This window comes from Thalassospira sp. SM2505, from assembly GCF_054901115.1.
Genome location: NZ_CM142731.1, coordinates 1,108,156 through 1,133,737 on the forward strand (window position 1 = coordinate 1,108,156; position 25,582 = coordinate 1,133,737).

A 25,582-nucleotide genomic window follows, 5' to 3' on the forward strand; every position below is an offset into this window, starting at 1 on the left:
CTATGTGCAAATGCCGTGATTTTTCATGGAAAAGCGCACCAAAAATTGGATCGGGAGGATACAATGACGAACTGGATCAGGCTTCCCAACAGTGAAGGCGACTGTGTCGGGGCATCCGTCACAGGGGGAGAGCGACCTACCTATCAGCGTCATGTCGGGCGCGCCGGGTTTCAGGGGCCATCCGCACAGATTTTCCACCGTCATCCTCCGGTCGGCTGGGCCGTTTTTGAAGGACCGTTAAGGCCGCGTGCATTCGATCTTGCCAAGCTTGCCCCCGGTCCGGCTTGTCCGTTGCAAGCGCGGCGTTTTTTGTTCAGTAACACGATGGAAGTCCGTTACTGGAAAACCGATGCTAAGATGCATGCGCTGGCGCGTAATGCAGATGGAGATACATTGCTGTTTGTCCATCATGGCGAAGGTTCATTATTCTGTGATTATGGGCATCTGCCCTATCGCGACGGTGATTACATCCTGTTGCCGCGCGGTACGGCCTGGCGTGTCGAGCCCTCTGCCCCGTGCGAATTCATGCTGATCGAGGCAACGGCCGATGCCTTTGGATTGCCGGACCCCAAAACTGTTGCCGGTGGTGCTACGATTGATCCGATGCTGTTTACCTTGCCGCGTATTGATGATGCCTTTCGCGCCCAGCAGGATGAGGCATTCTGGGAAATCCACATCAAACGCAAAGGGCAGGTATCAACGCTGACCTATCCCTATAACCCGCTTGATGCGACCGGGTGGGAGGGGGATTTGTGCGTTGCCAAAGTCAATTGGCGCGACCTGTCCCAACAGCGAAATGCGGGGCAAAAGGTACCACCAGCGGCCTATTGTACTTTTGTCGCCAAGACCTTTTCGGTCAGTACCTTTATCCCCAAAGTCGGCGAGGGCGTGTCGGGCATCCTGCGTGTGCCATTTTATCATTCCAACGAGGATGTCGATGAATTCGTCTTCTATCATCGTGGCGAGTTCTTCAGCCGCGGCGAGATCAGGGCGGGTATGGCGACCTTCCATCCAAGCGGTTTCCCGCATGGACCGCACCCGAAATCCTATCAGGAAAAAATGATCAAGGCCCCGGTTGAAACCGACGAGATCGCTGTGATGATCGACAGTCGGGATGTTTTGAGCGTCGATGAGTCCATTCCTGATGGCGCGGAATGGAAGGCCTATGTAAAAACCTGGGAAAAGGCGCAGGAAACTTTATAAGGACTTGCTCCATGCGGTAGGGAAATGGCAATCTGCGGCAGGCAAATAAAGGCCGGAAAGCCTGACAAAGGCTGTTAACGGTATTGTCAACTTGTCTGGTTAATTTATGCTGTGTCTTTAAAGTATGGTTTTAGTAGATTAGAAGGTCATACTGCACTGCATTCAACACTGCCATTTGGCTGTAATCAGGCAATCAGATGGCTGCAAATCAATATCGCCTGTACAGGTTGACCAAAGCCCATAATGACCAAGCAGAAGATCGTCAAATCCGTCAGTCACAAAACTCCTGAGCCGCAAAAAGCGTCAGAAGATGCTTTGGCATGTTTGCCGGTTTCATTCGCGACCCGCGGTGTGAGAACACCCTTTACGACGAAAACGCTGCGTTATGCGCGCGTCGCAATCGGGAAAAGTGGCCGCTCGATGATCATGTTGCCGGGGCTTGCAGGCGGACTTGGAACATATGAATTGCCGCTCGATACGCTGCGCGACGTGTTCGATCTTTCGGTGCATGACCGTATGCTGTTTGATCGCCTGCTTGAACTTGAAAATATTCGCCCGGGAACAGTTCTGGAGCACGCGCGGGCTGTCGCGGTGACCGGTGTGGGGGGCGTTGAACTGGCGAGGACCGCGATTGAACGTGACGCTTACGAAAAGTCGTCCCGCGAGTTGGGCCAGCTTGCTGTTTTGCATCAGGCCTTGCTTCAGCTTGGCGGCAGTGCCGTTCAGGATATGCAGCGCGAAGAGCTGATGACCATGGAGGGGCAGGTTCGCGCACGAAAGGCCCTTAACCGGTTCGCTTCCGAACACAAGGTGGCCAATGATACGATCATCGACAGTCTTGGTGAATGGAGCAAGATGATCGCGCCGGTCGGGCTTGAGCTTGACGGATGTCAGGGGGCATTGCGCGTTTTGACTCGCAGTCTGAGAAAGTTTGCCACCGATATCGAGGAATGGGCAAACTCCGAACAGTCTGACTTCCGGTTTATGGCAGGACGTGTTTCAAGCGCAACCAAGGCGACCTATAAGCACGCACTGCTTTGCGTCGAGGAAGTCGATAGCTGGAATGGCGAGTTGGGTAAGGTCCTGACCGACTGGGAAGGTGCCAAGCAGAATATTGGCAAAACCATCGAAAAGCTTTGGTGGCTGTTGGATGGCTGGCAGGAAATGATCGATCTGTGGCAAAAAAGGCCGGTAACTGATCGCGCCAAGCAGCGCGAGATTATCGAAGAAGTTGCCAGTTTTACGCCGGTCCTTCCGATAGAGGAAATCACCAAGGACGAGCAGCAATTCTGGGTCGATATTCGCGTCAACCAGATGCTGTGGGCAGGCGAATTGCGCAAGTTGGGTAGTGGGGAAATTGATGCGGATATGGTGGATCGTCTCGAACGCTTCAGGAGACAGTCTGCATGAAGGTTGAAGATGCAGGGAAACTTGGTGTTTCTCAACTCGGGCAGCTGTTTGCGTCGCTTAGCGGTTCGGAAATTGCGCGTTTTACACGTGCAATCGAAAGCGACCGTGTCGATCCGAAATTACCTTTGCCGCACGAAGCCATTCTGCAAATCCTGCGTCCGCGTCTGGCTTCTCTCAAGCCGGAACGCTACCCGACGCCGATGCGTCAATTCTGCGATCCGTTTGAAGATCTTCTGACCTCGGCCGAGCCCAGTGACAAAAGCATTCGCATCAGTCGGTCATCATTGATGCCGATCTGGGGTGTCGTGACAGGTGTAAATGATCCGCATTTCAGCGAAGCAATGAAAGAAATAGAGGCTGCCGCCGCTGTCAGGGATTCGGCAAAGTTGGCAATCGCGGAGAGCAAGCTCTGGAAAGCCGGCGCGCGGATCATCGAAGACCAGATTGCCCGCTCCCAAGAAGGGGTCAAGGAAGAGCGTGCTCTTGCAACGCGTCTTGGGTCGCGTATCCATCTTAAGGCCTTTGGCGAGGTCGGTCGTATCCTGAATGTCGGTGAGGAGATCGGTCAGGTCCGTGCCCGCTTCCCGTCTGCCCCGATCAGGGGGCTGGATGGTAATGATGTGACCTGGCTTCGTGACCGGTTTGTGGAAATTTCGCAATCAAAACCCGGGTTCGAACCGATGTTCCTGCTTGCAGTTCTGGCGCGCCTGTTGCGGCCGAGCGAGCTGTTCAAGCTGATCCGTGTTCTGTCAAACAAGGCCGATGACCGCACCATCGAGAAGACCAACCTTGCCGAAACAGGTGATCTGATCATTGATCTTCTGGCCGAAACCGTGAGCGAGATCGAACAGGGTGTCGGAACCGGCAAGGATGAAGCCCATATCCTGTCACTGGCGCGTTGGTACGCATCCGAATTCACCCGAATCACCCGCGAATTTAAAATCCGCAAGGATGGGCGCTGGGGCGAAAAACTGCTTGAAACGCGCCGCCGGGTTTCGCGTGCCTTGGCCGATACGATGTTTGGTGCAACACCGGAACGCGTGATTGACGCACTGCCTAAAATGGAAGTTCGTCAGGGGCCGGGATCGGGCGCCAAGGGGCTTGCCCGGCCGCTATTTTCCCAGGACTTTGACTATGAGAAAGTTCTGGCAGCAGAAAAATCGGCAGAGGCAATTGCTGAAACCGCGCGTATTTCAGACGTTCTTGCTGCCCAAAGCTCGGCCGCCAAGGCTGTGGTCGAGCTTAAGAAAAAGCTCAATCAGATTGGTCGCGCCGGTGTTGATGGCATGGGGCGTCTTGCGCCCGAAGAAATCCCCAATGCGCAGCGCAATCTGATGGCAACGGTACGTTTGCTCGAGATTGTCGACGGCCCCGAAGATGCAGACGTTCTGCGTCGTCGCGGTATGTCAGCCATCCGCGCATTGACCAGCCAGAAAGCCAGCTGATTTCCACGACGGCCAATCGTCGGTAAATTACCGGTCTTCGCGCATGATCTTCGCAGTAAGCTGGGCGGCAGTTTCAAGCTGATCAAGCCAGCTCATGAAAGCGCGGATTTTTGGCAGGCGTGCGCGCGATGTCGGGCAGCAGGCATAATAGTGAAACGGGCTTGCCTTCGGGGGGCCAAAGGGCGCGACAATGCGTCCGGATTTAAGCTCGTCCTCAATGGCAAAGGTTGGCAGCAAGGCAACACCAAGTCCGGCGGCGGCGGCCTGCATTGCCATGGTGAAATGTTCAAATTTCGGGCCATTATCCCCGTCAATATCATGAAGCCCGCTTGCCGCGAGCCAATCGGCCCAGCCACGCGGTCGGGTAGCGATATGCAGTAACGGGAAATGACGCAGATCGTTGGCAACGGGGGCGTGATCCAGATTTGCGATTAGTTGCGGTCCGCAGATCGGCACCATTTCCTCGCCATGCAGGATATGGGCATCAAGATCGGACCATGTGCCCTGACCAAACAGAACAGCGATATCAATCTGTTCGCGATCAAAGTCCGGCATCCCGATCCGGGAAATAAAGTTGATGGCAATTTCCGGATGCTTGGACCTGAATTGCGGCAAAAGCGGAATAAGACACCGTGATCCGAATGTTGGCGGGGCAGCGACCGTCAGAACACCGCTTTCCGACCCGCCAGATAACATGGTCAGGGTCGCACTTTCGAGCTGATCAAGGGCAGGCCTGATAGATTGCAGGTAACTTTCGCCTTCGGGGGTCAGAACCAGACGCTGCTTCTCACGGTTAAAAAGCTTGCATCCAAGCCAGTTTTCAAGCCCCTGAATTTGCCGACTGACCGCGCTTTGGGTCAGATACAATTCATCAGCCGCGCGCGACGCGCTGCCAAAACGGGCCGTTTGTTCAAAACAGCTTAGTGCCTTAAGGCTCGGGATACGTCGGCTCAATCATCACCTCTGGTCTGTCATATACGACATAGTTTATGAGTTTTTTGCATAAACTATGTCGCTTTTATCATTTGCAACTTTGTCTGCCAATTCCTAGCTTAACGGCATAAGCAAATAAGCTTTCAGGGGTAGCGTCATCTCGCCCTTCTATGGCGCTGCCCCTGCTTTCTATCGAAAAATTCATAAAAGGATCAGGCAAATGGCAAGCCGCGCACCGTTTCACTGGGAAGATCCGCTCCTGCTTGACGAGCAGTTGAGCGAAGAGGAACGCATGATCCGCGATGCGGCCCGTGCATATTGTCAGGAAAACCTGCAAACCCGCGTTCTTGAAGCCAACCGTCATGAGATTTTCCATCGTGAAATCATGACCGAAATGGGTGAACTTGGCCTGCTTGGCCCGACGATCCCCGAGGAATATGGCGGACCGGGTGTCAACCACGTTGCCTATGGTCTGGTCGCACGCGAAGTTGAACGCGTTGATTCCGGTTACCGTTCGGCAATGTCGGTGCAAAGCTCGCTCGTTATGCATCCGATCTTTGCCTATGGCAGTGAAGAACAGCGCAAGAAATACCTTCCGAAACTGGCAACCGGTGAATTTGTTGGCTGCTTTGGTCTGACCGAGCCGGATCACGGTTCCGATCCGGGTGGCATGAAAACCCGTGCACGTAAAACCGAGGGTGGCTTTACCCTTACGGGTTCGAAGATGTGGATCACCAACAGCCCGATCGCAGACGTCTTTGTCGTCTGGGCCAAGGATGACGAAGGTGTCATTCGCGGTTTCATCCTTGAAAAGGATATGAACGGTCTGTCAGCGCCGAAAATTGAAGGCAAGTTTTCGCTGCGTGCCTCGATCACCGGCGAAATCGTCATGGACAATGTCTTTGTGCCCGAAGAAAACATGCTGCCGAATGCCAAGGGGCTTGGCGGTCCGTTCGGTTGCCTGAACAAGGCCCGTTACGGTATCGCTTGGGGGGCAATGGGGGCTGCTGAATTCTGCTGGCACGCGGCACGTCAATATACCCTTGATCGCAAACAGTTTGGTCGTCCGCTTGCTGCCAATCAGCTGATCCAGCTGAAACTGGCAAACATGCAGACCGAAATTACCCTTGGCCTTCAGGGCGCGCTTCAGCTTGGTCGTCTGCTTGATGCAGGCAAGGGCGCACCGGAAGCCATTTCGCTGATGAAGCGTAACAACTGTGGCAAGGCGCTCGACATTGCGCGTGTTGCACGTGACATGCATGGCGGTAACGGTATTGCTGACGAATTCCACGTCATCCGTCATTCGATGAACCTCGAAGCGGTCAATACCTATGAAGGGACCCATGATGTTCATGCCCTGATCCTGGGCCGTGCACAGACCGGAATTCAGGCCTTCTCTGCCGAAGGCTGATGACTTTCTGACCGGGCGGCAGCAGTCATGTTGCCGCCCGCTTTGATTCTGCCGCGTATTTCCACCTCGACTTTCGGGATATTCAGATGACTGGTGCACTTTCCGGGCTTCGTGTTCTTGACCTTTCGCGCGTTTTGGCCGGGCCATGGGCCAGCCAGACCCTTGCCGATATGGGGGCCGAGGTCATCAAGATTGAGCGTCCCGGTGCCGGTGATGATACGCGCGGCTGGGGCCCGCCCTTTGCCAGGGATGGCAATGGCGATGACACCACCGAGGCTGCCTATTACCTGACGGCCAATCGCGGCAAGAAATCACTGACCATCGACATTACCAAACCGGAAGGTCAGGAAATCGTTCGCAGTATTGCGGCCCAAAGCGACGTGGTGCTCGAAAACTTCAAGGTCGGCGGTCTTGCCAAATATGGCCTTGATTACGCAACCCTGTCTGCCATCAATCCCAAGCTTGTCTATTGCTCGATCACCGGATTTGGTCAGGACGGCCCCTATAAGGACCGCCCGGGCTATGACTTCATGATCCAGGGCATGGGCGGATTGATGAGCATTACCGGTGCGCCCGATACGGTGTCGGGTGGGCAGCCGATGAAAGTTGGGGTCGCCGTTGCCGATATCTTCACCGGGCTTTATGCAACAATCGGTATTCTTGCTGCCCTGCGTCATCGTGATGCAACCGGCGAGGGTCAATATATCGATCTGGCATTGCTTGATGTGCAGACCGCAATCCTTGCCAATCAGGCAATGAATTACCTGACAACCGGCAAGGCACCGGGTCGTCTTGGCAATGCGCATCCCAATATCGTGCCCTATGAAGCCTTCCCGAGTGCCGATGGATATCTGATCCTGGCCGTCGGCAATGACAGCCAGTTCAAAAGTTTCTGCTTGGTCGCAGGGCTTGATGATCTGCCTTCTGATGAACGTTACGCGACCAACCGCAAACGGGTGGCCAATCGCGAGACACTGGTGCCGCTGATCCGTCAGGCCATGGTGACCAAAACCACCGATGAATGGATTGTTGCCCTTGAAAAGGCCAATGTGCCCTGTGGTCCGATCAACACCCTTGATCGTGTCTTTGACAATCCGCAGGTCAAACATCGTGGCATGGTCAAACAGCTTGATCACCCGACTGCCGGAACCGTTCCGACAGTTGCCAATCCGATCAAGTTTTCCAAAACGCCAATCACGGATGAAAAGGCCCCGCCAATGCTGGGCCAGCACAGCGATGAAATCCTGCGTAAAGTCGCCGATCTCAGCGACGACCAGATTGCGAAATTGCGTGAAGCCGGGATTGTTTAACCAGAGCAATCTCTTGTCTCGACGCGTCGTGATGTGGATAAACTAGACCCAACAGTGAAATTTCAAACAGGGTTTGCATCATGAAGATCGCGGTAATGGGCGCGGGCGCCGTTGGTTGTTACTATGGGGCAATGCTTGCACGTGCCGGTCATGACGTGACACTGATCGGCCGTCCCGATCATGTCGAGGCAATGAACCGTGATGGTCTGTTGCTTGATTTCGGGGCGACACAGGAATTTGTCTCGGTCACTGCGTCAAAGGATGCTGCGGCAATTGCCGGTGCAGAGCTTGTTCTGTTTTGCGTCAAATCGACCGATACCCAATCGGCAGGTGAACAGATCAAGCCGTTCATTTCCAAAGACACCATCATTCTAAGCTTGCAGAACGGCGTGGATAATGCCGAACGCCTGAGCGTGGTATTGGGACAGCCGGTGATCCCCGTGGTGGTCTATGTCGCCACCAGCATGGGGGGCGCGGGCCATGTCAAGCACCATGGCCGCGGTGAGCTGGTGATGGGGCCGTCTGACCAAAGCCGGATCGTTGCCGATACCCTGCGCCCGGCAGGCATTCCGGTTGAAATATCGGAAAATGCCGCAGGTGCGCTTTGGGCCAAGATGATCCTGAATTGTGCCTATAATGCGTTGTCAGCGATCACGCAGCTTCCCTATGGCAAGCTGGTCGAAGGTGATGGTGTCTGGAATGTCATGCGCAGTGCCGTGGATGAATGTCTTGCCGTGGCAAAGGCTGATGGCGTGACCGTTCCGGGGAATGTATGGGAGGCCATTGAAAAAATCGCCACCACCATGCCCGCACAGTTTTCGTCAACCGCACAGGATCTTGCGCGTGGAAAGCCCAGCGAGATCGATTACCTCAACGGTTACATTGTGCGCAAGGGGACGGAATTCTGCATTCCGACCCCGACCAATCTGACATTGTTTGCTCTGACCAAACTTCAGGAAGGCAAGGCTTCCTGAGCCAGATGGCTTTGCGGTGATTGTAACCTATTCTGCCGGTGTTCCGGTTTGGTCGGTGCAGATGGCCGGTTTGGCTGTCTGGCTTTTGGCTGTCTGGCTTTTGGCTGTCTGGCGTTTGGCAAAGGCCAAGATCTGATCGTTGAAGCCGACAAGGGCGGCGGCGGCAACAATCACCACCCCGCCAATCAGGCTGACCGGGGCAGGAAGCACGCCAAAGACCAGAAGATCAAGGGCAATGGCCCAGATCATAGCGGTATATTCAAACGCAGACAGGGTTGAAACCGGGGCACGCGCCAGTGCTTCGGTCATGGCGATATGGGCGAGGCCCCCAGTCAGACCCGCACTTACCAGCCAGATCAGGTTGCTCGCAGAAATCGGTGCCCAGCCAAACGGAATGGTCAGCAATCCGCCAATCGAACAGACCACGGCAAAGTAAAAGGCAATGGTGCCCGATGGCTCGGTCGTTGTCAGGGCCTTGATCTGGGTCTTGGCAAAGGCGGTGGTGATGGCAAAGGCGATCCCGGCCCCGATCCCGATCATGGTTTCGTGATCCAGCCCCGGTGTCGAGATCATCGGCCACAGGATCAGAAATACACCGGCAAAACCGGCCAGTGTCGCACCGGTGACCAGCCAACCCGGATTTTCGCGCAGGAACACCATGGCAATCGGAATGACGACAAGCGGCGCCAAAAAGCCAAGGGCGGTCGCAAGTGCAAGCGGAAGATAGGCCAGCGAGACAAAAGACAGAAACATCGACACGCCACCAAATGTGCTGCGTTTAAGATGTCCCCATGGGCGCTTTGTCCGCAAGGCACGCGGGAATTCCTTGCGCCACATCAGATAAAGAACAATTGGCAATATTGCGACAGCACTGCGCCAGAACATGATCTGGCCAACCGGCGCCTCAAGCGATGCCATTCGGACAAAAAGGCTCATAATGGCAAACAGGCCGGTTGCGGCCAGACGCAATCCTATTCCAGTCCAAACATTGTTCATCGTTGATAACTCCGGGGGCGTTACTTCTATCAATACCGGAGTTTTGCCGGTTTTGTTGAATGACAATTTCTCAGGTCTGGGCTGAGAAAAATTCGCAGAGGACTGAACTGTCTATGTTTTTGCGGGTTCAATCGGCAAGTTCTGGACGAATTGCATAAAAATCTGGACGAACGGGATAGTGGACGTTTTTCGAATGGGTCACACTTCAGGTCAAGTTATCAGGGATAAGCCCAATGCATTGAAAATCGGTTTCAGAGGCATTGGTGAAGGTCGTCAACCAGGTAGGGAAGACCGACAGAAATGCAAATTGAGCCCGACATTCATGCTGATGATACGGCGATTTGCTGTCGTGCCATCAATCAGCGGCCGGTCGTGATTATCGAGCAGAATCAGGAAGATCTGGGTCAGTTGATCGGACTGTATCTTGGATTGGCCGACATCATCCTTGTGCCCAACGCCTATGTCGGCGTGCGGATGATCAATCTCTTCAGGTCCGAAGATGTGGAAATTCTCGCAATCGAGGGATTGCTGGGCTATGCCAGCTCAAGACAGGAAGGCAATATCGCCCGCATCTGGTCGGATTAGCCGCCGGATGCCGTCAGGCCGTGGCGATATTATCTAAAGTCCGGTTTTCTGCCGAACCGGTCTGACGCCTTCCTAGCCCAGTCCATGTATCCATTTCTCGAACTGTGTATCGGCCGCACCAATGATGCACTGGGTTTTGCGCGCATGGATCGATGCGCCATTGCGTACCTCGCCAGGGGTTGCATCATATTTGTCCCGAAAGGCACGAATAAAGCTGGCATCACTGGAAAACCCGCATTCCAGGGCAATGTCATAGATTGACGAACGCGCATGAAGCGGGTCATTTAACAGTGAGATCGCTTTGCGCAGCCGCATGTCGCGAACATAGTTATAAACTCCGCCATAAGGTGCGAAGTAGTTATAGAGCTTTGATCGCGATACCCCAAGATCCTGTGCCGCACGACGGGGGTTGAGGTCTGGTGAGCAAAGGTTTTCACGGAAATAGCGCCGCATTCTGACCATGCTCATGATGTTCTGACGTTCATGGCTGATCTCGCTGGTTTCTCCACTCAGCGCATTCAGGCAGTTGGCAAGAAGTGTCGGGAACATTTTCTCAAGTGTTTGCGACTGGGGGTGTTTAAGGTCGCGGACGTTACGTTGCAGGGAAATGATCATGTCTCGGATGATCTGAACCATTGGATCGCCGGGCTCAAGAATACGCATGCAATGGTCGTCAGGGTGCTGCAGCTGATCTTCGAGCAATGCACGCGGGATCACAAGGTTAAGTGTCTGGTGATCGGTCGTGCGGGCATTAAAGGGCTGGGTAAGATCATAAATCAGAAGCCCGCCCGGTTTGAGGCGACTCTGTCCACGTGACGTTTCACATTCAATGCTGCCGTTCTGGTATACGGCAATACCGTAGTGATCCATGCCATTTCCGGCAATCTGCTTGTAGCCACGGCTCCATTGTTGTTGCCGGGAAGCGACTTCCATCAGCATTAGCGAGCCGAAAATGTGCGATTGAATGGTTGTCCGGAAGTCATTTTCCCGAACATTTTTATCGGCATCGACATCAAAAAGGCATGAGATCGCCTGTTTCCAGACGTCGTATCTTTCATGCATCGGCAGATTGTCGACAGTAAAGAATGTGCTGGTGGCCCCAGCTGAATCATGATCAGGTTGCATCTTGCTACCCCAATTGCCTACGTGGCGGACACTTACAACTAATGTATGCGGTGTGGATCGGGTCAGGCTTACATGCCTATCCACACGTCTAGGTTATGTAAGTTGGTGAATCTCGTAAAGAGGTTTTATTCAAAATGATTAAATTAAATCATTCTGATGTAATAACCTGTCACGCCATTTCCTGTCGGACATGCTGATCACGCAATGATCGCTGACGCTGCAGACAATCTGTTGCCTGAAGCTGTCCGAGCCCGGTTTTCGCAAGGTTGCTCTCACAACCCGCGATCGGAGGGGATGAAAAATGATGTTTGCCGTAAAAACAGCCTCGCGTCCGGACTTTTCGTTCTTGTTGATGGACTGCGTGCCGATTGGCTTGTTCCGGATGCCGCTATGTGCATCCACAGGCAGGTTGTCGGTCATATAATACGAACTGGTTGACCCGCCGGATAATTGATCCGTAGTCATGTTACCCCCGAAAGACAGTTTTCCGGTCCGTATTTGTGCGCGTTTTTATGATTTTTCTGCCGCGGTTCCGGGTATCAATTTGTCTAATTTAATTACTTTGAATTCATCTTTTGCGCAAAGATGCTTTGGTATAGTTATCCTTGTGGTTACTATCCTAAAGTGGGTGGCCAAAGGTGTAGACCCTACGAAAACTGCCATTTTTTGATGAATTTCTGGACTGATTGCAAAACGATTTGGACGCAATGGGCATTGGAAAAAACGGGATCGTGCTAGACATAATACAACAAAATTACAACACATAGCTCTGCGGTTGATCGTCAATCCGGCAGGGCATTCAGGGCAACGCTGATATTTCTCTCTGGGGGAGAACATGTATTCAGTCGAAAAACACCCGGCGCGTCGAAAAGGAGAAATCAATTTCTCGGATCCGGGGCGCGACTGGGGGCCGGCCAGCCATATTGTGCCCGGCCGAAGGATCAACGAACCGAACTATCAGGCCTGGCACAGTCCGGTCGCGCTGCTTGCACGATCTCGTGCCGGATTTGATCTGATCCGGAAAAGCCACAAGGAAAGTCTGGAAGCCACGCCGCCATCTGATGCCTACGAGGAAATGGCAATGGCAATGGTCAAGACGATCGGCGACAGCGTCACTGTCCTTAAAAGTATTGCCGATATCATGCCGGTGCTCGAAAGAATGCTGGCAGGACGTGACGGCGAAGGCATTCATGAAGAGGCCCATCGTCCCGATCCGCAAACCCTGTCAGATTGCGGGCACACACAGAGTGAAGATTCCACCCGGTGCTGGTCATCTGACGTCATGGTCGAAATCCACAATCTTTGTGCCCAGAACCGCCAGTCTGGACCCGCACACGCCAAAGCCATCCGCCGTTATGGTGCCGATCCTGAACCGGAAAATGACATCCTGCCACCGCTTCGATATTTTACCGACAAATAGGTGTCCGTGACGGGCCGTCTGTTTAACGAAAATATCCGCCGGGCGTGCGACCCGTTGCCTTGCGAAACATCGCAATGAATGCCGATGGCGTTTCGTAGCCAAGATCAAGGGCGATCTCGGTAACCGGTCGATCATTTGCCAGTTTTTCCAATGCATAAAGCAGCCGCAGTTTTTGTCGCCAGTCGCGAAACGGCATGCCGGTTTCGCGCAGGAACAAACGTGCCAACGTACGCGACGACGCACCGCAAATCCGTGACCAGTCATCAAGCGTCCTGTTATCTGCCGGATCGGCCAGCAACTCGTCGCAAATCTTTGCAAGGCGCAGGTCCTTGGGGGCAGGCAGATGCAGGTTTTCCTGATCAGGGGCGCGTAACTGGTCAAGCAGCACCCGCATCAGACGCCCCTCGGCACCTTCTTCATCATATTCGACAGGAATTTCTGTCGCCGCACGGATCAACTCACGCAAAAGCGGGCTGACATCAAGAACCATGCAACGATCCGGAAGGTCGACTGGTGCATGGCGGTCGATATAGATGTGACGAGCCCGGGTAAAGGTCGCATGACTTACTGCATGTTCAAGATGCGGCGGCACCCAGACGGCACGTTGGGGCGGCACGATCCAGATACCGGCTTCGGTCATGACTTTCATCGTTCCTTCTGATGCATAGATCAGCTGGCACCAGTCATGGCTGTGTGCGCCGATACTGTATCCGGCGGGAACGTCGCTCATGCGGACATAAATCGGGCGAGGAAGCTCTGCCGGGCGGGGGCGAATATGACGTGCTTCGTCGGTCGGGGTCGGGCGATGCATCTACAACCACCGTTGTGTCTGGTTTGCGATATATGATGGCAGATTATCGTAAGACAGACGGCCTGCAACAGGTTTAATTTGGTCGCATTCCAAACGAACAACAGTTGTGACGATGGTCCCGCCACCAACGCGGCCCTGTCCGGGGAGAAAAAATGTCCAAGGAAGAACTGATACCAGAGGCCAGTAATCACGCCGCCCCGATTGGCGAGGTGACGGGTGAGCATACGGCAAGCATCCCTGTCTATAAGGGATGGCGTAACCCCGAAGTGCTCCTGATTCTGATGGCTGCAGCGATGCCGCTATCCTTTTCGACCTGGATGGCGCTTTTGAACAACTTTTCGGTTGAGATGGCCGATTTTACCGGGCGCGAGATCGGTATTTTGCAGTCCCTGCGCGAAATTCCGGGTTTCCTTGCCTTTACCGCAATCTTTGTATTGCTGGTACTGCGTGAACAGACCTTTGCCCTGTTGTCGCTGCTTGTTCTGGGCATCGGTGTTGCGATCTCGGGATATTTCCCGACGGTGATCGGGCTTTATTGCACGACGGTGCTGATGTCGATCGGCTTCCATTATTTTGAAACCATGCAACAGGCCCTTTCGTTGCAATGGGTCAAAAAGGAACGCACCGCCATCGTGATGGGCAAACAGCTTTCGGCGAAGTCGATCTCGTCACTGGTGATGTTTGGCGTTGTCTGGCTGATGCTGGAAGTCTTCGCAATTGAATATCGCTATGTCTATCTGTTTGGTGGTGCATTGACGGTCATCGCGGCACTGTTCGTCTGGGGAGCGTTCCCGAAATTTGCCGACGCTCATCCGCAGACCAAGAAGCTGATCCTGCGCAAACGCTATTGGCTTTATTATGCCCTGACCTTCATGAGCGGTGCGCGGCGTCAGATTTTCACGGTGTTTGCGGGCTTTCTGATGGTCGAGAAGTTCGGCTATGACGCGGCAACCATCACGTTGCTGTATCTTTTAAACCACGCGATCAACATGTTCCTGGCGCCCAAGATCGGCAAACTGATCAGCAAATGGGGCGAACGCCGCGCATTGACCTTTGAATATATCGGTCTGTTTATCGTGTTCGTCTCTTATGCTTTTGTCGAGAACCATGTGATTGCCGGTGGTCTTTATGTCATTGATCATCTGTTCTTTGCCATGGCAATCGCCATCAAGACCTATTTCCAGAAGATCGCCGATCCGGCTGATATTTCGTCAACGGCGGGGGTGAGCTTTACGATCAACCATATTGCTGCGGTCTTTATCCCGGCTGCATTCGGACTGCTCTGGCTGATTTCACCAAGTGCAGTCTTCCTTGCTGGGGCAGTAATGGCGTTTGTGTCACTGGTCCTTGCCCTTAATGTCCCGAGTGACCCTGAACCGGGTAACGAAGTGATACGGGGCTATAAATCCCCTGAAGCCTTGCCAGCCTGAACAAGCCGTTTTGGCGGATAACTTCAATCAGGAAACGCCCGTGCAGATCGCGCGGGCGTTTCTATTTGTATTTGCCCCATCTTTTTCGCAAAATCTTCAAAACCTGACCATCTGAACAAGAATAAAGTAAAGCGACCGAGCACTCGAACAGGGAAAAGACACATGACATCCTTCCTCAAAGCGCGCATGCGCAAGACAGGCGCAACTGCAATCGGACTGTCGCTGGCACTGTTAAGCGGTACAGCACTTGCCGACAGTTCAGTTTCGCTGCGTATTCTCGAGACCACCGACATTCACACTCACCTGGTCAATTACGACTATTACCGGGATGGGGAATCTGACACGGTTGGTCTGGCAAAGGTCGCGACCTTGCTCAAAACCGCACGCGGTGAAGCCATGAACGTTGTTTTTGTTGATAACGGCGACCTTATTCAGGGTAACCCGCTTGGCGATTACATGGCCAAGGAGCGCGGTCTCAAAAAGGGTGAAATTCACCCGGTCTACAAGGCGATGAACCTTCTTGATTATGATGCCGCCAACCTTGGTAACCATGAATTCAACTATGGTCTTGAGTTTCTGGGGAACTCGATTGCCGGTGCGAATTTCCCTTATGTCAGTGCAAATATCTTTGTCGATGATGGCGATGGCAATGCCGAAAATGACAAACCCTATTTCGAACCCTATGTCCTTCTCGACAGGGAATTTGTCGATGATGAAGGCAAGTCGCACAAGGCGAAGGTTGGTGTGATCGGTTTCGTTCCGCCACAGATCATGCAGTGGGACAAGGCCAATCTTGAAGGCAAGGTCTTTACCAAAGACATTGTCGAAATGGCCGAGAAATATGTACCGGAAATGCGGGCAAAGGGGGCCGATATCGTCATTGCCGTTCCGCATTCGGGACTTTCGACCATGGAACGCCATGGCATGGAAGAAAACGCGACCTATTACCTTTCAAAGGTTGATGGCATTGACGCGATCCTGTTCGGGCACGCCCATACCGTCTTCCCGTCCGAGGCCTTCGCCGATCTTGAAGGCGTTGATCTTGCCAAGGGGACGATCAACGGTGTTGCTGCGGTCATGCCGGGCTTCTGGGGCAGCCATCTTGGCGTGATTGATCTCAAGCTCAATGTCTCGGACGCGGGTGAATGGACAGTTGTCGACAGCCTGTCGGATGCACGCCCGATCTATCAGCGCGAAGGTCGGACCATCACCCCGCTGGTCGAAGCTGATCCGGAAATCATTGCCGCAGTCAAGGAAGAGCACGAAGCAACCATCGCCTATATGCGCGAAGGTGTCGGCACGACCTCGGCCCCGATCAACAGCTTCTTTGCGCTTGTCGCCGATGATCCGTCGATCCAGATCGTGACCAATGCCCAGAAATGGTATCTCGAAAAGATCCTGAACGGCTCGGAATATGATGGCATTCCAATCCTGTCTGCCGGTGCGCCTTTCAAGGCGGGGGGGCGTGGCGGACCGGACTATTTCACCGATATCCCCGAAGGCAAGATTGCACTTAAAAACGTCGCGGATCTTTATATCTATCCGAACACGGTGCGCGCGGTTTTGCTTGATGGCGACCAGGTCCGCGAGTGGCTTGAAATGTCGGCAGGCCAGTTCAACCAGATTGACCCCGCCAGCCGTGATGAACAGCCGCTGATCAATCCGGATTTCCCGACCTATAACTATGACGTGATTGACGGGGTGACCTATCAGATTGATGTCACCAAACCGGCCCGGTACAACAAGGCTGGTGAATTGGTCAACGCTGACAGTCATCGCATCGTCAACCTGACTTTTGAGGGCAAACCGGTCACGGCCGACCAACAGTTTGTTGTTGCGACCAATAACTATCGCGCCAGCGGCGGCGGACATTTCCCCGGTCTTGACGGATCGACCATCATTGTCGAGGCACCCGATGAAAACCGCACGGTTCTTGCCAACTATATCCTGACCGAAAAGGAAATTGATCCGAAGGCAGACGGCAACTGGACCTTTGCGCCGATTGGTGATGCCAACAAGGTCACGTTTGTCACCAGCCCGAAAGCATCGGCTGCGGCCAATGCCCCGGACAATATCAGCTTCATCGGCGAGGATCAGGACGGGTTTGCCAAATATGTCCTGCAAAGCAAATAGAACGTTTGCTCAACCAATCTAGCCATTAAAAAAAGCCGCCCTGTAAAAAGGGCGGCTTTTTGATTTCTGGCGGTGCACTGGGCACCAGGCCGGAACTTATTTTTTGGCAGCGGCCTGCGGGCCCTTGCCACCGGCACCCTGATGCGCAGGGGGATTATCCTCGCGCGGGTTTTTGCCATTCAGGTAAGCCTGTGCGCAATGCTCGTCGCAATAGGGTTTGCTCGGCACGATCTTCTTGCCACAGAAGTGGAAATCTTCATCGCCCGGGTCACCGAACGGCCAACGGCACATGCCAGCCCCAAGATCAAAGATCGAAATGCCTTTGGTCTGTTGCTTGGGGGCCGGGGCTTTCTTCTGTTCCGCTTCCTCAGCACGACGCTGAATCGGGGACGGGCGTTTGGGCAGGCCAAGGCGATGTGCCTTGCCTACGACGGCATTCTTGCCAACACCCAGTTCTTCACCGATGCGTGCCGTGGTCCAGCCCTGATTCCAGAGCGAGGTCAGCAATTCAATCTTTTCCGGCGTCCAGCTCATTTCGAGTATATTCCGTGTTCCGTTGCCCGCCTTACGGTTTTCTTGCCGCAGGCAGTTGCTTATTGTCCGATGTCAAACAGGGATACAGAGGTATCCGCTAATATCTCGTAACGCAAGGGTCTTGGAGATTCGCGTCCCGACCCGTGTGCGGGAACAGCGCAATTTGCATGTTGAAGCAGCAATGTAAAGAGGGGATCGTACTTTGGTCTGGTTTTTCATCTCGGTCGCGGTTTTCCTTGGGGCACACGTTATTCCGGGGCTGCTTCGAAACAGGATTGTCGGCCTGGTCGGCTATCGAGCTTATGTTGTTGGTTTCTCGGTTCTTTCCACCCTGTTATTTGCATGGGTTATCCACGAAGTTATCGTCTCGGAGTCGTTTTGGCTGTGGGACTTCCAGATATGGCAGGCAAAGGCGCTGATTATTGTCATGCTACCCGCCTGTATCTTGTGGGCCAGCGCCATTCTTCAACCCTGTCCGTTATCTATCGGGCGCAAATCCGGCTTTGATCCGGATCGGCCCGGCATCAACCGTTTCTGCCGTCATCCCCTGTTGCTGGGGGCTTTCCTTTGGGGGATCGGTCATGTGGTTGCCAATGGCGATTTTGTCTCTCTGGTCTTTTTCGGGGGCAGTGCGCTTTTTGCGCTGATCGGGTTCTGGCGGATGGAGAAAATCCGTTTGCGTGACATGAGCGTAGCCGAACAGGAGGCAGTTCTGGCAGGGACTCGGCGCTTCTCACTGTCGGGATTGTTCAAGGGGGCGTTTGGCTGGCAGGATTTTCTGCTGGGCGGGATCATCTATGTCGTGATCCTGATGGGGCATGGTCATGTGATTGGCGTCAACCCGCTTGAAATGGCTGGCTGGTAGTAGGGACTTGACGCCGGAGCTTGTCAGCCCAAGTTTTGAAAGGGATACTGTTTCCCAAGGCATGTTGCAAAACATGCAAAAACCCGCCGCACCATTTTGGTTTGTCGGGCGCAAATTCAAGCGAGGTATCATGACATCTCCGCAACTCGCGACCAATCTTGCCAGGTTTGCCGAAATGGAAGGCCGCCATCCCCGGCTTCTTTTGGCGACCGCCTCGGACGAAGAGCAGGCCTATCACAAACATGTCGCTACCCTGTTTGCCGATGGCGGGTTCGATGTGGATGTTGCCCCCCAGCATTCCGATGCCCAGTCCATTGCCATGCAGGCAATCGATTGTGATGCCGATATGCTGGTGCTGATCCGCACATCGCTGACGGCACAGGACCGTGTCAGTGTTGCCGATCTGATTTCGGCACTAGACGGGCTGGATGCGGAATATGTCAAAGTCGGCATTGTCGGGCATGCGGATGATCCGGCCCGCGGGAATGTCGATTTCGTCTGTGACCTTGAACATCTTGAGACTGCCGATTGCGAAGCCCTGATTGCCTATATTCTGGCAATTGAAGAAGGCCGTGTGGCACAACATATTTAAATCATTCGAAGATTCCGCAAAGGCGCGGGGGAAATGATTTAGAAACCCTTTAAGTGCATAATGGTTGAATCCCGAGGCGGGAAAAATAATCAAAGGATCAGTTGATGGGACTGCTCAAGGAAACACTGATGCGCGTGTTTGTCGGCAAGAAAGGCCGGGATGCCATTCGTGCATATAGTGATGCGCAATCCCTTCAGATGCGCGACGCCGCAACCGCCGAACAGACCGCTGCTCAGGCAAGACAGGCGCGCCGTATTGAAGACCGTGCTCTTGCCCATCAGGACGAAGGCATGTCCCTTGAAGAAGCGCGCGCTCTTGCCTTGGCCGAAACCCTGACCGAGCAGGCTGATAACCCCCATAACGAAATCCTGAAGGCGTTGAATGCTGCCGATGCCAAGCTTGGCAAAAAGAAAAGCAGAATGCCGACCGAGGCCGATGATCGCAGACAGGAACTGATCAACGAGGCGGTCAAGGCCTTGCGCAGTAAGCAAAGTGATCTCGACAAGCTTGATCCCGATCTGCGCGCAAAGCTGACGGTGATGGCTGTTGGTGCCCTGATGGGCGGGCCTAATACGCGTCAGTAAATCTGCCCGTAATCAAAGAGATATCTGCTCAAACACAAAAGCACCCGTTCGATGTTTCGAAGGGGCTCTTGGTGTTGCGTGTGCAAGCAGACGTGCGCGCTTATGAATTGAGCTGTCGATGAAGACCAGTGAGCAGCTCACCGTAGCTTGGTTCATTATCTGCGGTTAGAAATCCGTGGCGGATCAGAAAATCGATGACGACCAGCGCGCAGTTGAACTTGAAGTCAAAGCCGGTGCGAACGATGTTGGCGATATCGGCCAGAGGTAGCAATTCAAACCGGTCGACTTCGCCATCAGCACATCGGGGAACAAAGTCCTCGGGCAATTCCAGATCGAAATTGACCATCACATCGGGTTTGAGCCCCTCGGTGGTTTCGTAAAGATACGATATCGCCCCGATCGGCTGAACATGGCGTGACAGATCTTCGGGAATGCCGGCCTCTTCGGCGCATTCCTTCATCATGTTTTCACGGAAACCAAGACCGGTGGGTTGTCCGCCGGCAACCATATTGTCAAGCATTCCGGGATAGGTCGGCTTGTCCTTGGACCGATGAGCGATCCACATATGGATGCCGTCGGGTTTGCGCACGAAACCGTTCATATGCACCCCCCAGGACCGGCAGCCGAAATAGGGCATGGCAAATCGGTCAAGCTGGCACAGCGGTTCGTCGGAAAGACGTTTGCGAATATCAAACTTCTCGCCGTGCAATTGCCGGATCACGCCCTGTTCGGTCAGGCGGCGGGTTGCAGCATCCAGAACTTCATTGCGCTGTTCAGGGGTTTTGATATGCGCGGCAAAGCCATATTCGCCGTTCTCGTCGCGGATGAAATCGGTGCCAAGCGCAATCAGGGCCGATGCAAAATCGGACCGGATCGCCCCGACCGGCTGATCATCAATGCGGAAACGCGCATAACGCGACAGATTGGCGTTATTGCAGGCAATGATATGGTCAATATAGGCCAATTGGGCACTCCTGTCGGGTGGTCTGCGCTGTCAGGTTTCCCGACAGCGCCACGACATCGACAGGTTACGCACTAAGCGCCGAGTTTGAATAGCCTTTTTCCGACGTCAGGACCGTATTTACATGGATGACCTGACGCAGGCAGCGCGCGATATGTTCGGCTACCTTGGTTTCAAGCTGTTGGACCTGGATGTCGATCTGGAGTTCCTCAAACCCGCGATTGCCTTCGGCAACGGTGGAATGCCAGCTGGCTGGAACCAGATTGCGTTTGGCAAACAGTTCAAGAACACGCGGCATAACATCGGGTTCTGCAGCAGCATGGACAGAGAAACAATAAACGGATTTGGCGGTCTGCGCGTCATCTTGGGACGCAGCAAAAGCATGATTGGTCATGACAATGCTCACGGATTTTCAATGCATCAAACAGGCGAACAGGTACGTCCCGGTGTCCTTAGACAACCGGGCAAATAATTCGCGTAATGATGGCAGTGAAAATGTGGCGATTGGTCATAAAGCTAACTTGTGGGTGTGTATATTCAGAACCGTGTGGTTTGAAAATATCCCGGAAATGATGAAGGCAATAACTGGATCAGAGAACCAGTAGCGATGCAATCAAAGCCACAATGGTGCCTGCGAACAGGATTTCCATCGAACGGGCAATTTGCTGCTCACGGGCAACGGCGATAGCAACGGCTTTGCGCTTATTCATCATATTCACTCCGTCTTATGACAGGTAGCTTCCAGATGCCCTGACAGGGCACTCACCAAATATATGCAGGGCAGTGGCCGCGATACAAGGCTTCTGACTCAAAAAACGTCAAAAAACTTTCAACTGCGTGGAAAAGGTCGCTTTTTTTTCGTCGAATTTGTCACAAATGGCGCTTTACCTACGTGATCCCCCTGAGGGTCGGGGGGGGGACTGTACTAACCGGTTTTAAACCGTTTCAATGCCCCGGTGTCGATTCGCCCCGGTTTTCGGGGATTCTGCCGCATCGGCATTGTCATCTTGCGGATGCACAATGTGTCGGTAGTCGGTGATCGGACGAGGGTAACCATATTTGTATCCCTGGACCGCGCGACAATCATGATCGGTCAGGAAGGTTTCCTGTTCGTCGGTTTCAACCCCTTCGGCAATCACATCAAGCGCCAGATCGCGACTCAGATTGATCACAGCGCGCACAATCGCCCCGGCCTGCGCATTGCCGACCAGTTTATTGACAAAAGACTGGTCAATCTTGATGCGGTCAACCGGGAAATTCTGCAAGGTTGCAAGCGACGAGTAGCCGGTACCGAAATCATCCATCGCAATCCGCACACCAAGTTTCTTGATATCCGACAGTATCTTCATCGAGCGCGCCGGATTGTGAATAAGTGCGGTTTCGGTGACTTCAAGCTCAAGACGGTTGGGATCAAGGCCGCTTTCTTGAAGGATGCTGGCAACGACGTCGGGCAATTCGTGCTTTTGAAGCTGTACGGCCGAAAGGTTCACGCCGATGCCAAGCGGATTTTTCCAGCTGGCGGCCTCAAAACAGGCGGTGCGCAACACCCATTCACCAAGCGGGATGATCAAGCCGGTTTCTTCGGCAATCGGAATGAAGCGGCCGGGCGAAACTTGGCCAAGCTCCGGATCGTTCCAGCGCAACAGGGCCTCAAAGGACCGGATTTCCTGATCATCGACGTGACATTGCGGCTGGTAATGAAGTTCAAGTTGCCCATTTTCCAGTGCAAGCCGCAGGTTCGAGGCCAGCTGCCGTTTGAACCGGTATTCCTCGTCCATTTCGGAAGAATAGAACACCACGTCATTGCCGCCCGACTGTTTGACCCGATACATCGCAAGATCGGCGTGGAACAGGATGCTTTCGGCATCGGCCCCGTCTGCGGGGTAATTGGCAACACCGATGCTGGCCGACAGTTTCGCACGGTTCTCCTGATTGATGAAGATCGGCAATGCAATGCAATCAAGGATCTGCTGCGCGACTTCGCGGGTGTGGGTCATGATGCTGCTGGCACCGCTGCGGTTCTGATGATGGAGCAACACGACAAATTCGTCGCCGCCAACACGCGCAATGGTGACTTCATCGGTCACCAGCCGGCCAAGCCGCGTTCCCAGTTCGCGCAAGGCGTGATCGCCTGCAATGTGACCGAAACTGTCATTGAGCTCTTTGAAGTGGTCGAAATCGACACACATGACTGTGACCGGAACACCGGTTTCATCAGCCTCAATCAGTGCCTCGGCCAGCCGGTCGTTAAAGGTCGTTCGGTTCAATAGTTGTGTAAGCGAGTCATGTTCGGCCAGAAAACGAATATGTTTTTCCGCGGCATAACGTTCACGTAGATCGCGCAGACCATAAATGACCGTATCGTCGGCAATATCGTCGGCGGGAATTTCGCGGCGGATGACCTCGACAGGCAGTTCTTTCTGCTCGCCCAGCCGCAGGGCCGTTTCGATATAGTTAAGGTTCCCGGTCTGGAACGCAGGCGGCGTATCTGGTAGCCAGCGCGTTAGAAAGTCCTGATCAATCACTTCATGAGGTTTGCTGTCGGTCAGGCGCAGGAAGCTTTCATTGGTATCAACGATCCGCCCGTTCTGGGTCAGGACCAGTGCCTCGATGGCGGAATCACCAAGAATACGCATCCGGTTGCTGACATGGTCGCGCATCTGGCGATCAACCAGTGCGGTAACAAACCCGATTGCAATCAGAAGGGCCGCGACAATTGCGACACCGATCGCCAGATAATGCTGGGAAATCAGCTGTGCAGGGACCGGAACTGTCGGGTCGGGGGTGATGATCAGGGCCCCCATGGCGCTGAAATGCATGGCAGCAACCGCCACCGTCAGATTGGCCTTGCCCAGAAGTTTCTGACGCGATGTGCGCGCCTGCCCGGCAAGCCAAAGCGAAACCATCCCGAAAATGGCGCCCATCAGGATCGCGGCAACCACGATATCCATATGCCAGCTGATGATGCCGGGGACACGCATTGCTTCCATGCCGGTGAAATGCATCGCCGAAATGCCAAGCCCAACAACAAGGCCGCCGACCAGACGCGACAGCAACAAATGCGGTCCGGTCATGGATGCGATGGCAAAGCCAAGCATTGTCGAGGCAATCGCAATGATCAGTGACGTTGCGGTCAGTGCGGGTTCATAGCCGACCGGTACAATCGGATCATAGGCCAGCATCGCAATAAAATGCGTCGCCCAGATGCCGCCACCCGTCACCACACCTGTCAGAAACAGCCATGCCAGTCTTTGCTGCAAACGGCCCATGCAGGCCCGTGCATAAAGATTAAAGGCCGTATGGATCCCGCCCAATCCGATCGCAATCGCGATCAGAACCAGTACGATATCGTGCTGGGTCGCAAGGCAGTCATATATTCTGTACATTCAGGTGCCGTGTATTTCATTTTTCAACGCATTCAAGGCATAATGCAGTTTTCTAATGTGATTTTAATTCCTGTGGAACGGCCAAGGCAATTAATAATACCATGTCTATACATAGGTCGTGACATAGGTAGCGCCCTGCACGGGAAATCGGTCACGCCATGGCAAAAAGAACATGGCTTCTGATGTTGCTTTACGATCTGCATCCGTTTCCGGATCAGTTTGAATGGCAGGGACAGGGCCGCTTTTACTTTCCAGATATAGCGTTTTGGGCGCCTAGCGGATGGTCAGGTTGGTCTGCCCAATCATCCGGGCCTGTCGCCCGGGCCGGGTGAAGGTGACTTCACCGGAATAGTTCCCGGCCGGCCATGCGGCACCAGGGCGGTCCATATTGATAAAGAACCATTTGGCACGTGGTCCCTGATCATCGGGCTGATCAATGACAAAATCGCGATGACCGCCTTTGCCATTCGGGGTCTGCAAGCTCAGCCGGATGACATCACCATTATTGGCCCCGATCAGATAGGCCCAGAAATAAAGCCCGGGGCTTGTGCGCGGCAGTTCGGTCTGCTTGCCATAGCCGCGCTTCAGATCAGATGCATTGGGCCGCGCCATCGAAAAGCCGTGCCCGTAAAGGGTAATGTCATGATAGGTCAGTTGCGCGCGGGCCTCTGATGACCAAAGCGCGGCCTGATCGGTCGAACAGGTATTTTGGTCGCTGGCCCCCATGGCCGTGCCGCTAAATGGATCAACAAGCTGATCATCCTTGCGCAGATTGAAATGCAGATGCGGGAAAGTTGCCTGACCCGACATGCCGATTTCGGCAATCATCTGTCCGCGTGTCACGCGATCCCCTTTTTTGACCGCGACCGACCCGCGGCGCAGATGGCAATACTGGCTTTGCCAGCCATCAGCGTGATCAATCAGCACGCCATTTCCGCACTCGATGCCATCAAGGCTGTTTTTCGAAAGACGGCCTGAATCAATATCCTCGACCCCTTCGCGCAGGGCAACGACCGTGCCATCGGCAACCGAGCGCACGGCAACGCCACCGAGCATGGTGGCTTCGTCGGGAACTGAAAAATCAGTGCCGCGATGGCCGTCATATGTGGTCGTGCCACAGGCGAAATCACGAATTTCGGGACCCGGGTCATGATCGACATAATGCACGATGCTGCACGTATTGTTCGGGCAATCGACCGGTAGATCAAAGGGTGGGCCATCGGCCTTTGCAATGCCACCAAGGGTCAGGGTTGCGAACACGGAAAGAGCAAGTGTCCGAAAACGTCCTGATGGCTGTGGCATGGGGCCTCCTTGGTCCTGATCACTCTATACAAAGGTGTATTTTATCACGAAACACTTATTATCTAACACAAAGGTGAAGCCACTGCGACGCGCAAGATATTGTTCGTAAGGGCAGGTATCGCTATCACTTGGATTGCTGGTGATCACCTCATCCCAGATAGTTTAACCCGAC

General features: G+C 53.9%; 24 protein-coding genes. 13 read left to right on the forward strand and 11 right to left on the reverse strand.

What is annotated here, in order from left to right; genetic code table 11:
- Nucleotides 1-63 precede the first annotated feature (63 nt).
- From ACTU44_RS04980 to ACTU44_RS04990, 3 genes are all read left to right on the forward strand, one after another.
- The gene (locus tag ACTU44_RS04980) at nt 64-1,203 is read left to right on the forward strand and encodes a homogentisate 1,2-dioxygenase (RefSeq protein ID WP_462096817.1); all 1,140 of its coding nucleotides are present in this window, start codon (nt 64-66) and stop codon (nt 1,201-1,203) included.
- 243 nt (nt 1,204-1,446) lie between these two features.
- On the forward strand, nt 1,447-2,613 hold the full coding sequence (locus tag ACTU44_RS04985; protein ID WP_462096818.1) for a hypothetical protein: 1,167 nt from the start codon (nt 1,447-1,449) through the stop codon (nt 2,611-2,613).
- A complete protein-coding gene (locus ACTU44_RS04990; protein WP_462096819.1) occupies nt 2,610-4,058 on the forward strand; it encodes a hypothetical protein in 1,449 nt (482 codons plus the stop codon). Before ACTU44_RS04985 ends, ACTU44_RS04990 begins: the two co-directional genes overlap by 4 nt.
- A gap of 27 nt (nt 4,059-4,085) precedes the next feature.
- Here the strand turns inward: ACTU44_RS04990 and gcvA are convergent, their stop codons facing one another.
- Nucleotides 4,086-5,012: a transcriptional regulator GcvA gene (gcvA, locus tag ACTU44_RS04995; RefSeq protein ID WP_462096820.1), complete on the reverse strand. Its 927-nt coding sequence runs from the start codon at nt 5,010-5,012 to the stop codon at nt 4,086-4,088.
- Between the two features lie 199 nt (nt 5,013-5,211).
- Between gcvA and ACTU44_RS05000 the strand changes: the two genes are divergently transcribed.
- From ACTU44_RS05000 to ACTU44_RS05010, 3 genes are all read left to right on the forward strand, one after another.
- Complete coding sequence (locus ACTU44_RS05000) at nt 5,212-6,402, forward strand: acyl-CoA dehydrogenase (protein ID WP_114097896.1); 1,191 nt, start codon at nt 5,212-5,214, stop codon at nt 6,400-6,402.
- 86 nt (nt 6,403-6,488) lie between these two features.
- On the forward strand, nt 6,489-7,712 hold the full coding sequence (locus ACTU44_RS05005; RefSeq protein WP_462096821.1) for a CaiB/BaiF CoA transferase family protein: 1,224 nt from the start codon (nt 6,489-6,491) through the stop codon (nt 7,710-7,712).
- A gap of 80 nt (nt 7,713-7,792) precedes the next feature.
- Nucleotides 7,793-8,686, forward strand: a complete 894-nt coding sequence (locus tag ACTU44_RS05010) for a ketopantoate reductase family protein (protein WP_462096822.1) — start codon at nt 7,793-7,795, stop codon at nt 8,684-8,686.
- 27 nt (nt 8,687-8,713) lie between these two features.
- Here the strand turns inward: ACTU44_RS05010 and ACTU44_RS05015 are convergent, their stop codons facing one another.
- Nucleotides 8,714-9,682, reverse strand: coding sequence for a DMT family transporter (locus ACTU44_RS05015; protein WP_462096823.1), 969 nt, complete (start codon nt 9,680-9,682; stop codon nt 8,714-8,716).
- Between the two features lie 300 nt (nt 9,683-9,982).
- Here ACTU44_RS05015 and ACTU44_RS05020 point away from each other — a divergent pair, with 300 nt between their 5' ends.
- Nucleotides 9,983-10,267, forward strand: coding sequence for a hypothetical protein (locus tag ACTU44_RS05020; protein ID WP_114097900.1), 285 nt, complete (start codon nt 9,983-9,985; stop codon nt 10,265-10,267).
- A gap of 72 nt (nt 10,268-10,339) precedes the next feature.
- On the opposite strand, the gene ACTU44_RS05025 is transcribed toward ACTU44_RS05020, so the two are convergent.
- Nucleotides 10,340-11,392 (reverse strand): helix-turn-helix domain-containing protein, encoded by a 1,053-nt coding sequence (locus tag ACTU44_RS05025; protein WP_462096824.1) that lies wholly within the window; start codon nt 11,390-11,392, stop codon nt 10,340-10,342.
- A 138-nt stretch (nt 11,393-11,530) separates the two neighbouring features.
- On the reverse strand, nt 11,531-11,857 hold the full coding sequence (locus ACTU44_RS05030) for a hypothetical protein (protein WP_147251965.1): 327 nt from the start codon (nt 11,855-11,857) through the stop codon (nt 11,531-11,533).
- A gap of 370 nt (nt 11,858-12,227) precedes the next feature.
- On the opposite strand from ACTU44_RS05030, the gene ACTU44_RS05035 reads away from it, so the two are divergent.
- Nucleotides 12,228-12,812 (forward strand): hypothetical protein, encoded by a 585-nt coding sequence (locus ACTU44_RS05035; protein ID WP_462096825.1) that lies wholly within the window; start codon nt 12,228-12,230, stop codon nt 12,810-12,812.
- A gap of 22 nt (nt 12,813-12,834) precedes the next feature.
- Here the strand turns inward: ACTU44_RS05035 and ACTU44_RS05040 are convergent, their stop codons facing one another.
- Nucleotides 12,835-13,623, reverse strand: coding sequence for an AraC family transcriptional regulator (locus ACTU44_RS05040; RefSeq protein WP_114097904.1), 789 nt, complete (start codon nt 13,621-13,623; stop codon nt 12,835-12,837).
- Between the two features lie 152 nt (nt 13,624-13,775).
- Between ACTU44_RS05040 and ACTU44_RS05045 the strand changes: the two genes are divergently transcribed.
- Both ACTU44_RS05045 and ACTU44_RS05050 read left to right on the forward strand, forming a co-directional pair.
- Entirely contained in the window at nt 13,776-15,053 is a 1,278-nt protein-coding gene (locus tag ACTU44_RS05045) for an MFS transporter (RefSeq protein WP_462096826.1), read from the forward strand.
- A 162-nt stretch (nt 15,054-15,215) separates the two neighbouring features.
- On the forward strand, nt 15,216-17,186 hold the full coding sequence (locus tag ACTU44_RS05050) for a bifunctional 2',3'-cyclic-nucleotide 2'-phosphodiesterase/3'-nucleotidase (RefSeq protein WP_462096827.1): 1,971 nt from the start codon (nt 15,216-15,218) through the stop codon (nt 17,184-17,186).
- Between the two features lie 96 nt (nt 17,187-17,282).
- Here the strand turns inward: ACTU44_RS05050 and ACTU44_RS05055 are convergent, their stop codons facing one another.
- On the reverse strand, nt 17,283-17,720 hold the full coding sequence (locus tag ACTU44_RS05055; protein WP_114097907.1) for a GcrA family cell cycle regulator: 438 nt from the start codon (nt 17,718-17,720) through the stop codon (nt 17,283-17,285).
- 202 nt (nt 17,721-17,922) lie between these two features.
- Between ACTU44_RS05055 and ACTU44_RS05060 the strand changes: the two genes are divergently transcribed.
- The 3 genes from ACTU44_RS05060 to ACTU44_RS05070 all read left to right on the forward strand — a co-directional run bounded on the left by ACTU44_RS05060 (nt 17,923) and on the right by ACTU44_RS05070 (nt 19,761).
- The gene (locus tag ACTU44_RS05060) at nt 17,923-18,585 is read left to right on the forward strand and encodes an NnrU family protein (RefSeq protein ID WP_462096828.1); all 663 of its coding nucleotides are present in this window, start codon (nt 17,923-17,925) and stop codon (nt 18,583-18,585) included.
- 130 nt (nt 18,586-18,715) lie between these two features.
- Nucleotides 18,716-19,177, forward strand: a complete 462-nt coding sequence (locus ACTU44_RS05065; RefSeq protein ID WP_462096829.1) for a methylmalonyl-CoA mutase — start codon at nt 18,716-18,718, stop codon at nt 19,175-19,177.
- Nucleotides 19,178-19,281: 104 nt separating this feature from the next.
- Nucleotides 19,282-19,761 carry a hypothetical protein gene (locus ACTU44_RS05070; RefSeq protein ID WP_114097909.1) on the forward strand — a complete coding sequence of 160 codons (480 nt, stop codon included), beginning with the start codon at nt 19,282-19,284 and terminating at the stop codon, nt 19,759-19,761.
- Nucleotides 19,762-19,861: 100 nt separating this feature from the next.
- Here ACTU44_RS05070 and ACTU44_RS05075 read toward each other — a convergent pair whose 3' ends face one another.
- The 5 genes from ACTU44_RS05075 to ACTU44_RS05095 all read right to left on the reverse strand — a co-directional run bounded on the left by ACTU44_RS05075 (nt 19,862) and on the right by ACTU44_RS05095 (nt 25,410).
- The gene (locus ACTU44_RS05075; protein WP_462096830.1) at nt 19,862-20,725 is read right to left on the reverse strand and encodes an NUDIX hydrolase; all 864 of its coding nucleotides are present in this window, start codon (nt 20,723-20,725) and stop codon (nt 19,862-19,864) included.
- Nucleotides 20,726-20,789: 64 nt separating this feature from the next.
- Nucleotides 20,790-21,116, reverse strand: a complete 327-nt coding sequence (locus tag ACTU44_RS05080; protein ID WP_114097911.1) for a hypothetical protein — start codon at nt 21,114-21,116, stop codon at nt 20,790-20,792.
- 196 nt (nt 21,117-21,312) lie between these two features.
- Nucleotides 21,313-21,435 (reverse strand): hypothetical protein, encoded by a 123-nt coding sequence (locus ACTU44_RS05085; RefSeq protein WP_336080141.1) that lies wholly within the window; start codon nt 21,433-21,435, stop codon nt 21,313-21,315.
- A gap of 222 nt (nt 21,436-21,657) precedes the next feature.
- Nucleotides 21,658-24,108 carry an EAL domain-containing protein gene (locus ACTU44_RS05090; RefSeq protein WP_336080142.1) on the reverse strand — a complete coding sequence of 817 codons (2,451 nt, stop codon included), beginning with the start codon at nt 24,106-24,108 and terminating at the stop codon, nt 21,658-21,660.
- Nucleotides 24,109-24,381: 273 nt separating this feature from the next.
- A complete protein-coding gene (locus ACTU44_RS05095) occupies nt 24,382-25,410 on the reverse strand; it encodes a M23 family metallopeptidase (protein ID WP_462096831.1) in 1,029 nt (342 codons plus the stop codon).
- Nucleotides 25,411-25,582: the final 172 nt, after the last annotated feature.

Excerpts from the sequence above, each read along its gene's own strand:
- ACTU44_RS04980 (WP_462096817.1), top strand. The coding sequence starts at position 64 with ATGACGAACTGGATCAGGCTTCCCAACAGTGAAGGCGACTGTGTCGGG.
- ACTU44_RS04985 (WP_462096818.1), top strand. The coding sequence starts at position 1,447 with ATGACCAAGCAGAAGATCGTCAAATCCGTCAGTCACAAAACTCCTGAG.
- ACTU44_RS04990 (WP_462096819.1), top strand. The coding sequence starts at position 2,610 with ATGAAGGTTGAAGATGCAGGGAAACTTGGTGTTTCTCAACTCGGGCAG.
- ACTU44_RS05000 (WP_114097896.1), top strand. The coding sequence starts at position 5,212 with ATGGCAAGCCGCGCACCGTTTCACTGGGAAGATCCGCTCCTGCTTGAC.
- ACTU44_RS05005 (WP_462096821.1), top strand. The coding sequence starts at position 6,489 with ATGACTGGTGCACTTTCCGGGCTTCGTGTTCTTGACCTTTCGCGCGTT.
- ACTU44_RS05010 (WP_462096822.1), top strand. The coding sequence starts at position 7,793 with ATGAAGATCGCGGTAATGGGCGCGGGCGCCGTTGGTTGTTACTATGGG.
- ACTU44_RS05015 (WP_462096823.1), bottom strand. The coding sequence starts at position 9,682 with ATGAACAATGTTTGGACTGGAATAGGATTGCGTCTGGCCGCAACCGGC.
- ACTU44_RS05020 (WP_114097900.1), top strand. The coding sequence starts at position 9,983 with ATGCAAATTGAGCCCGACATTCATGCTGATGATACGGCGATTTGCTGT.
- ACTU44_RS05025 (WP_462096824.1), bottom strand. The coding sequence starts at position 11,392 with ATGCAACCTGATCATGATTCAGCTGGGGCCACCAGCACATTCTTTACT.
- ACTU44_RS05030 (WP_147251965.1), bottom strand. The coding sequence starts at position 11,857 with ATGACTACGGATCAATTATCCGGCGGGTCAACCAGTTCGTATTATATG.
- ACTU44_RS05035 (WP_462096825.1), top strand. The coding sequence starts at position 12,228 with ATGTATTCAGTCGAAAAACACCCGGCGCGTCGAAAAGGAGAAATCAAT.
- ACTU44_RS05040 (WP_114097904.1), bottom strand. The coding sequence starts at position 13,623 with ATGCATCGCCCGACCCCGACCGACGAAGCACGTCATATTCGCCCCCGC.
- ACTU44_RS05045 (WP_462096826.1), top strand. The coding sequence starts at position 13,776 with ATGTCCAAGGAAGAACTGATACCAGAGGCCAGTAATCACGCCGCCCCG.
- ACTU44_RS05050 (WP_462096827.1), top strand. The coding sequence starts at position 15,216 with ATGACATCCTTCCTCAAAGCGCGCATGCGCAAGACAGGCGCAACTGCA.
- ACTU44_RS05055 (WP_114097907.1), bottom strand. The coding sequence starts at position 17,720 with ATGAGCTGGACGCCGGAAAAGATTGAATTGCTGACCTCGCTCTGGAAT.
- ACTU44_RS05065 (WP_462096829.1), top strand. The coding sequence starts at position 18,716 with ATGACATCTCCGCAACTCGCGACCAATCTTGCCAGGTTTGCCGAAATG.
- ACTU44_RS05070 (WP_114097909.1), top strand. The coding sequence starts at position 19,282 with ATGGGACTGCTCAAGGAAACACTGATGCGCGTGTTTGTCGGCAAGAAA.
- ACTU44_RS05080 (WP_114097911.1), bottom strand. The coding sequence starts at position 21,116 with ATGACCAATCATGCTTTTGCTGCGTCCCAAGATGACGCGCAGACCGCC.
- ACTU44_RS05085 (WP_336080141.1), bottom strand. The coding sequence starts at position 21,435 with ATGATGAATAAGCGCAAAGCCGTTGCTATCGCCGTTGCCCGTGAGCAG.
- ACTU44_RS05090 (WP_336080142.1), bottom strand. The coding sequence starts at position 24,108 with ATGTACAGAATATATGACTGCCTTGCGACCCAGCACGATATCGTACTG.
- ACTU44_RS05095 (WP_462096831.1), bottom strand. The coding sequence starts at position 25,410 with ATGCCACAGCCATCAGGACGTTTTCGGACACTTGCTCTTTCCGTGTTC.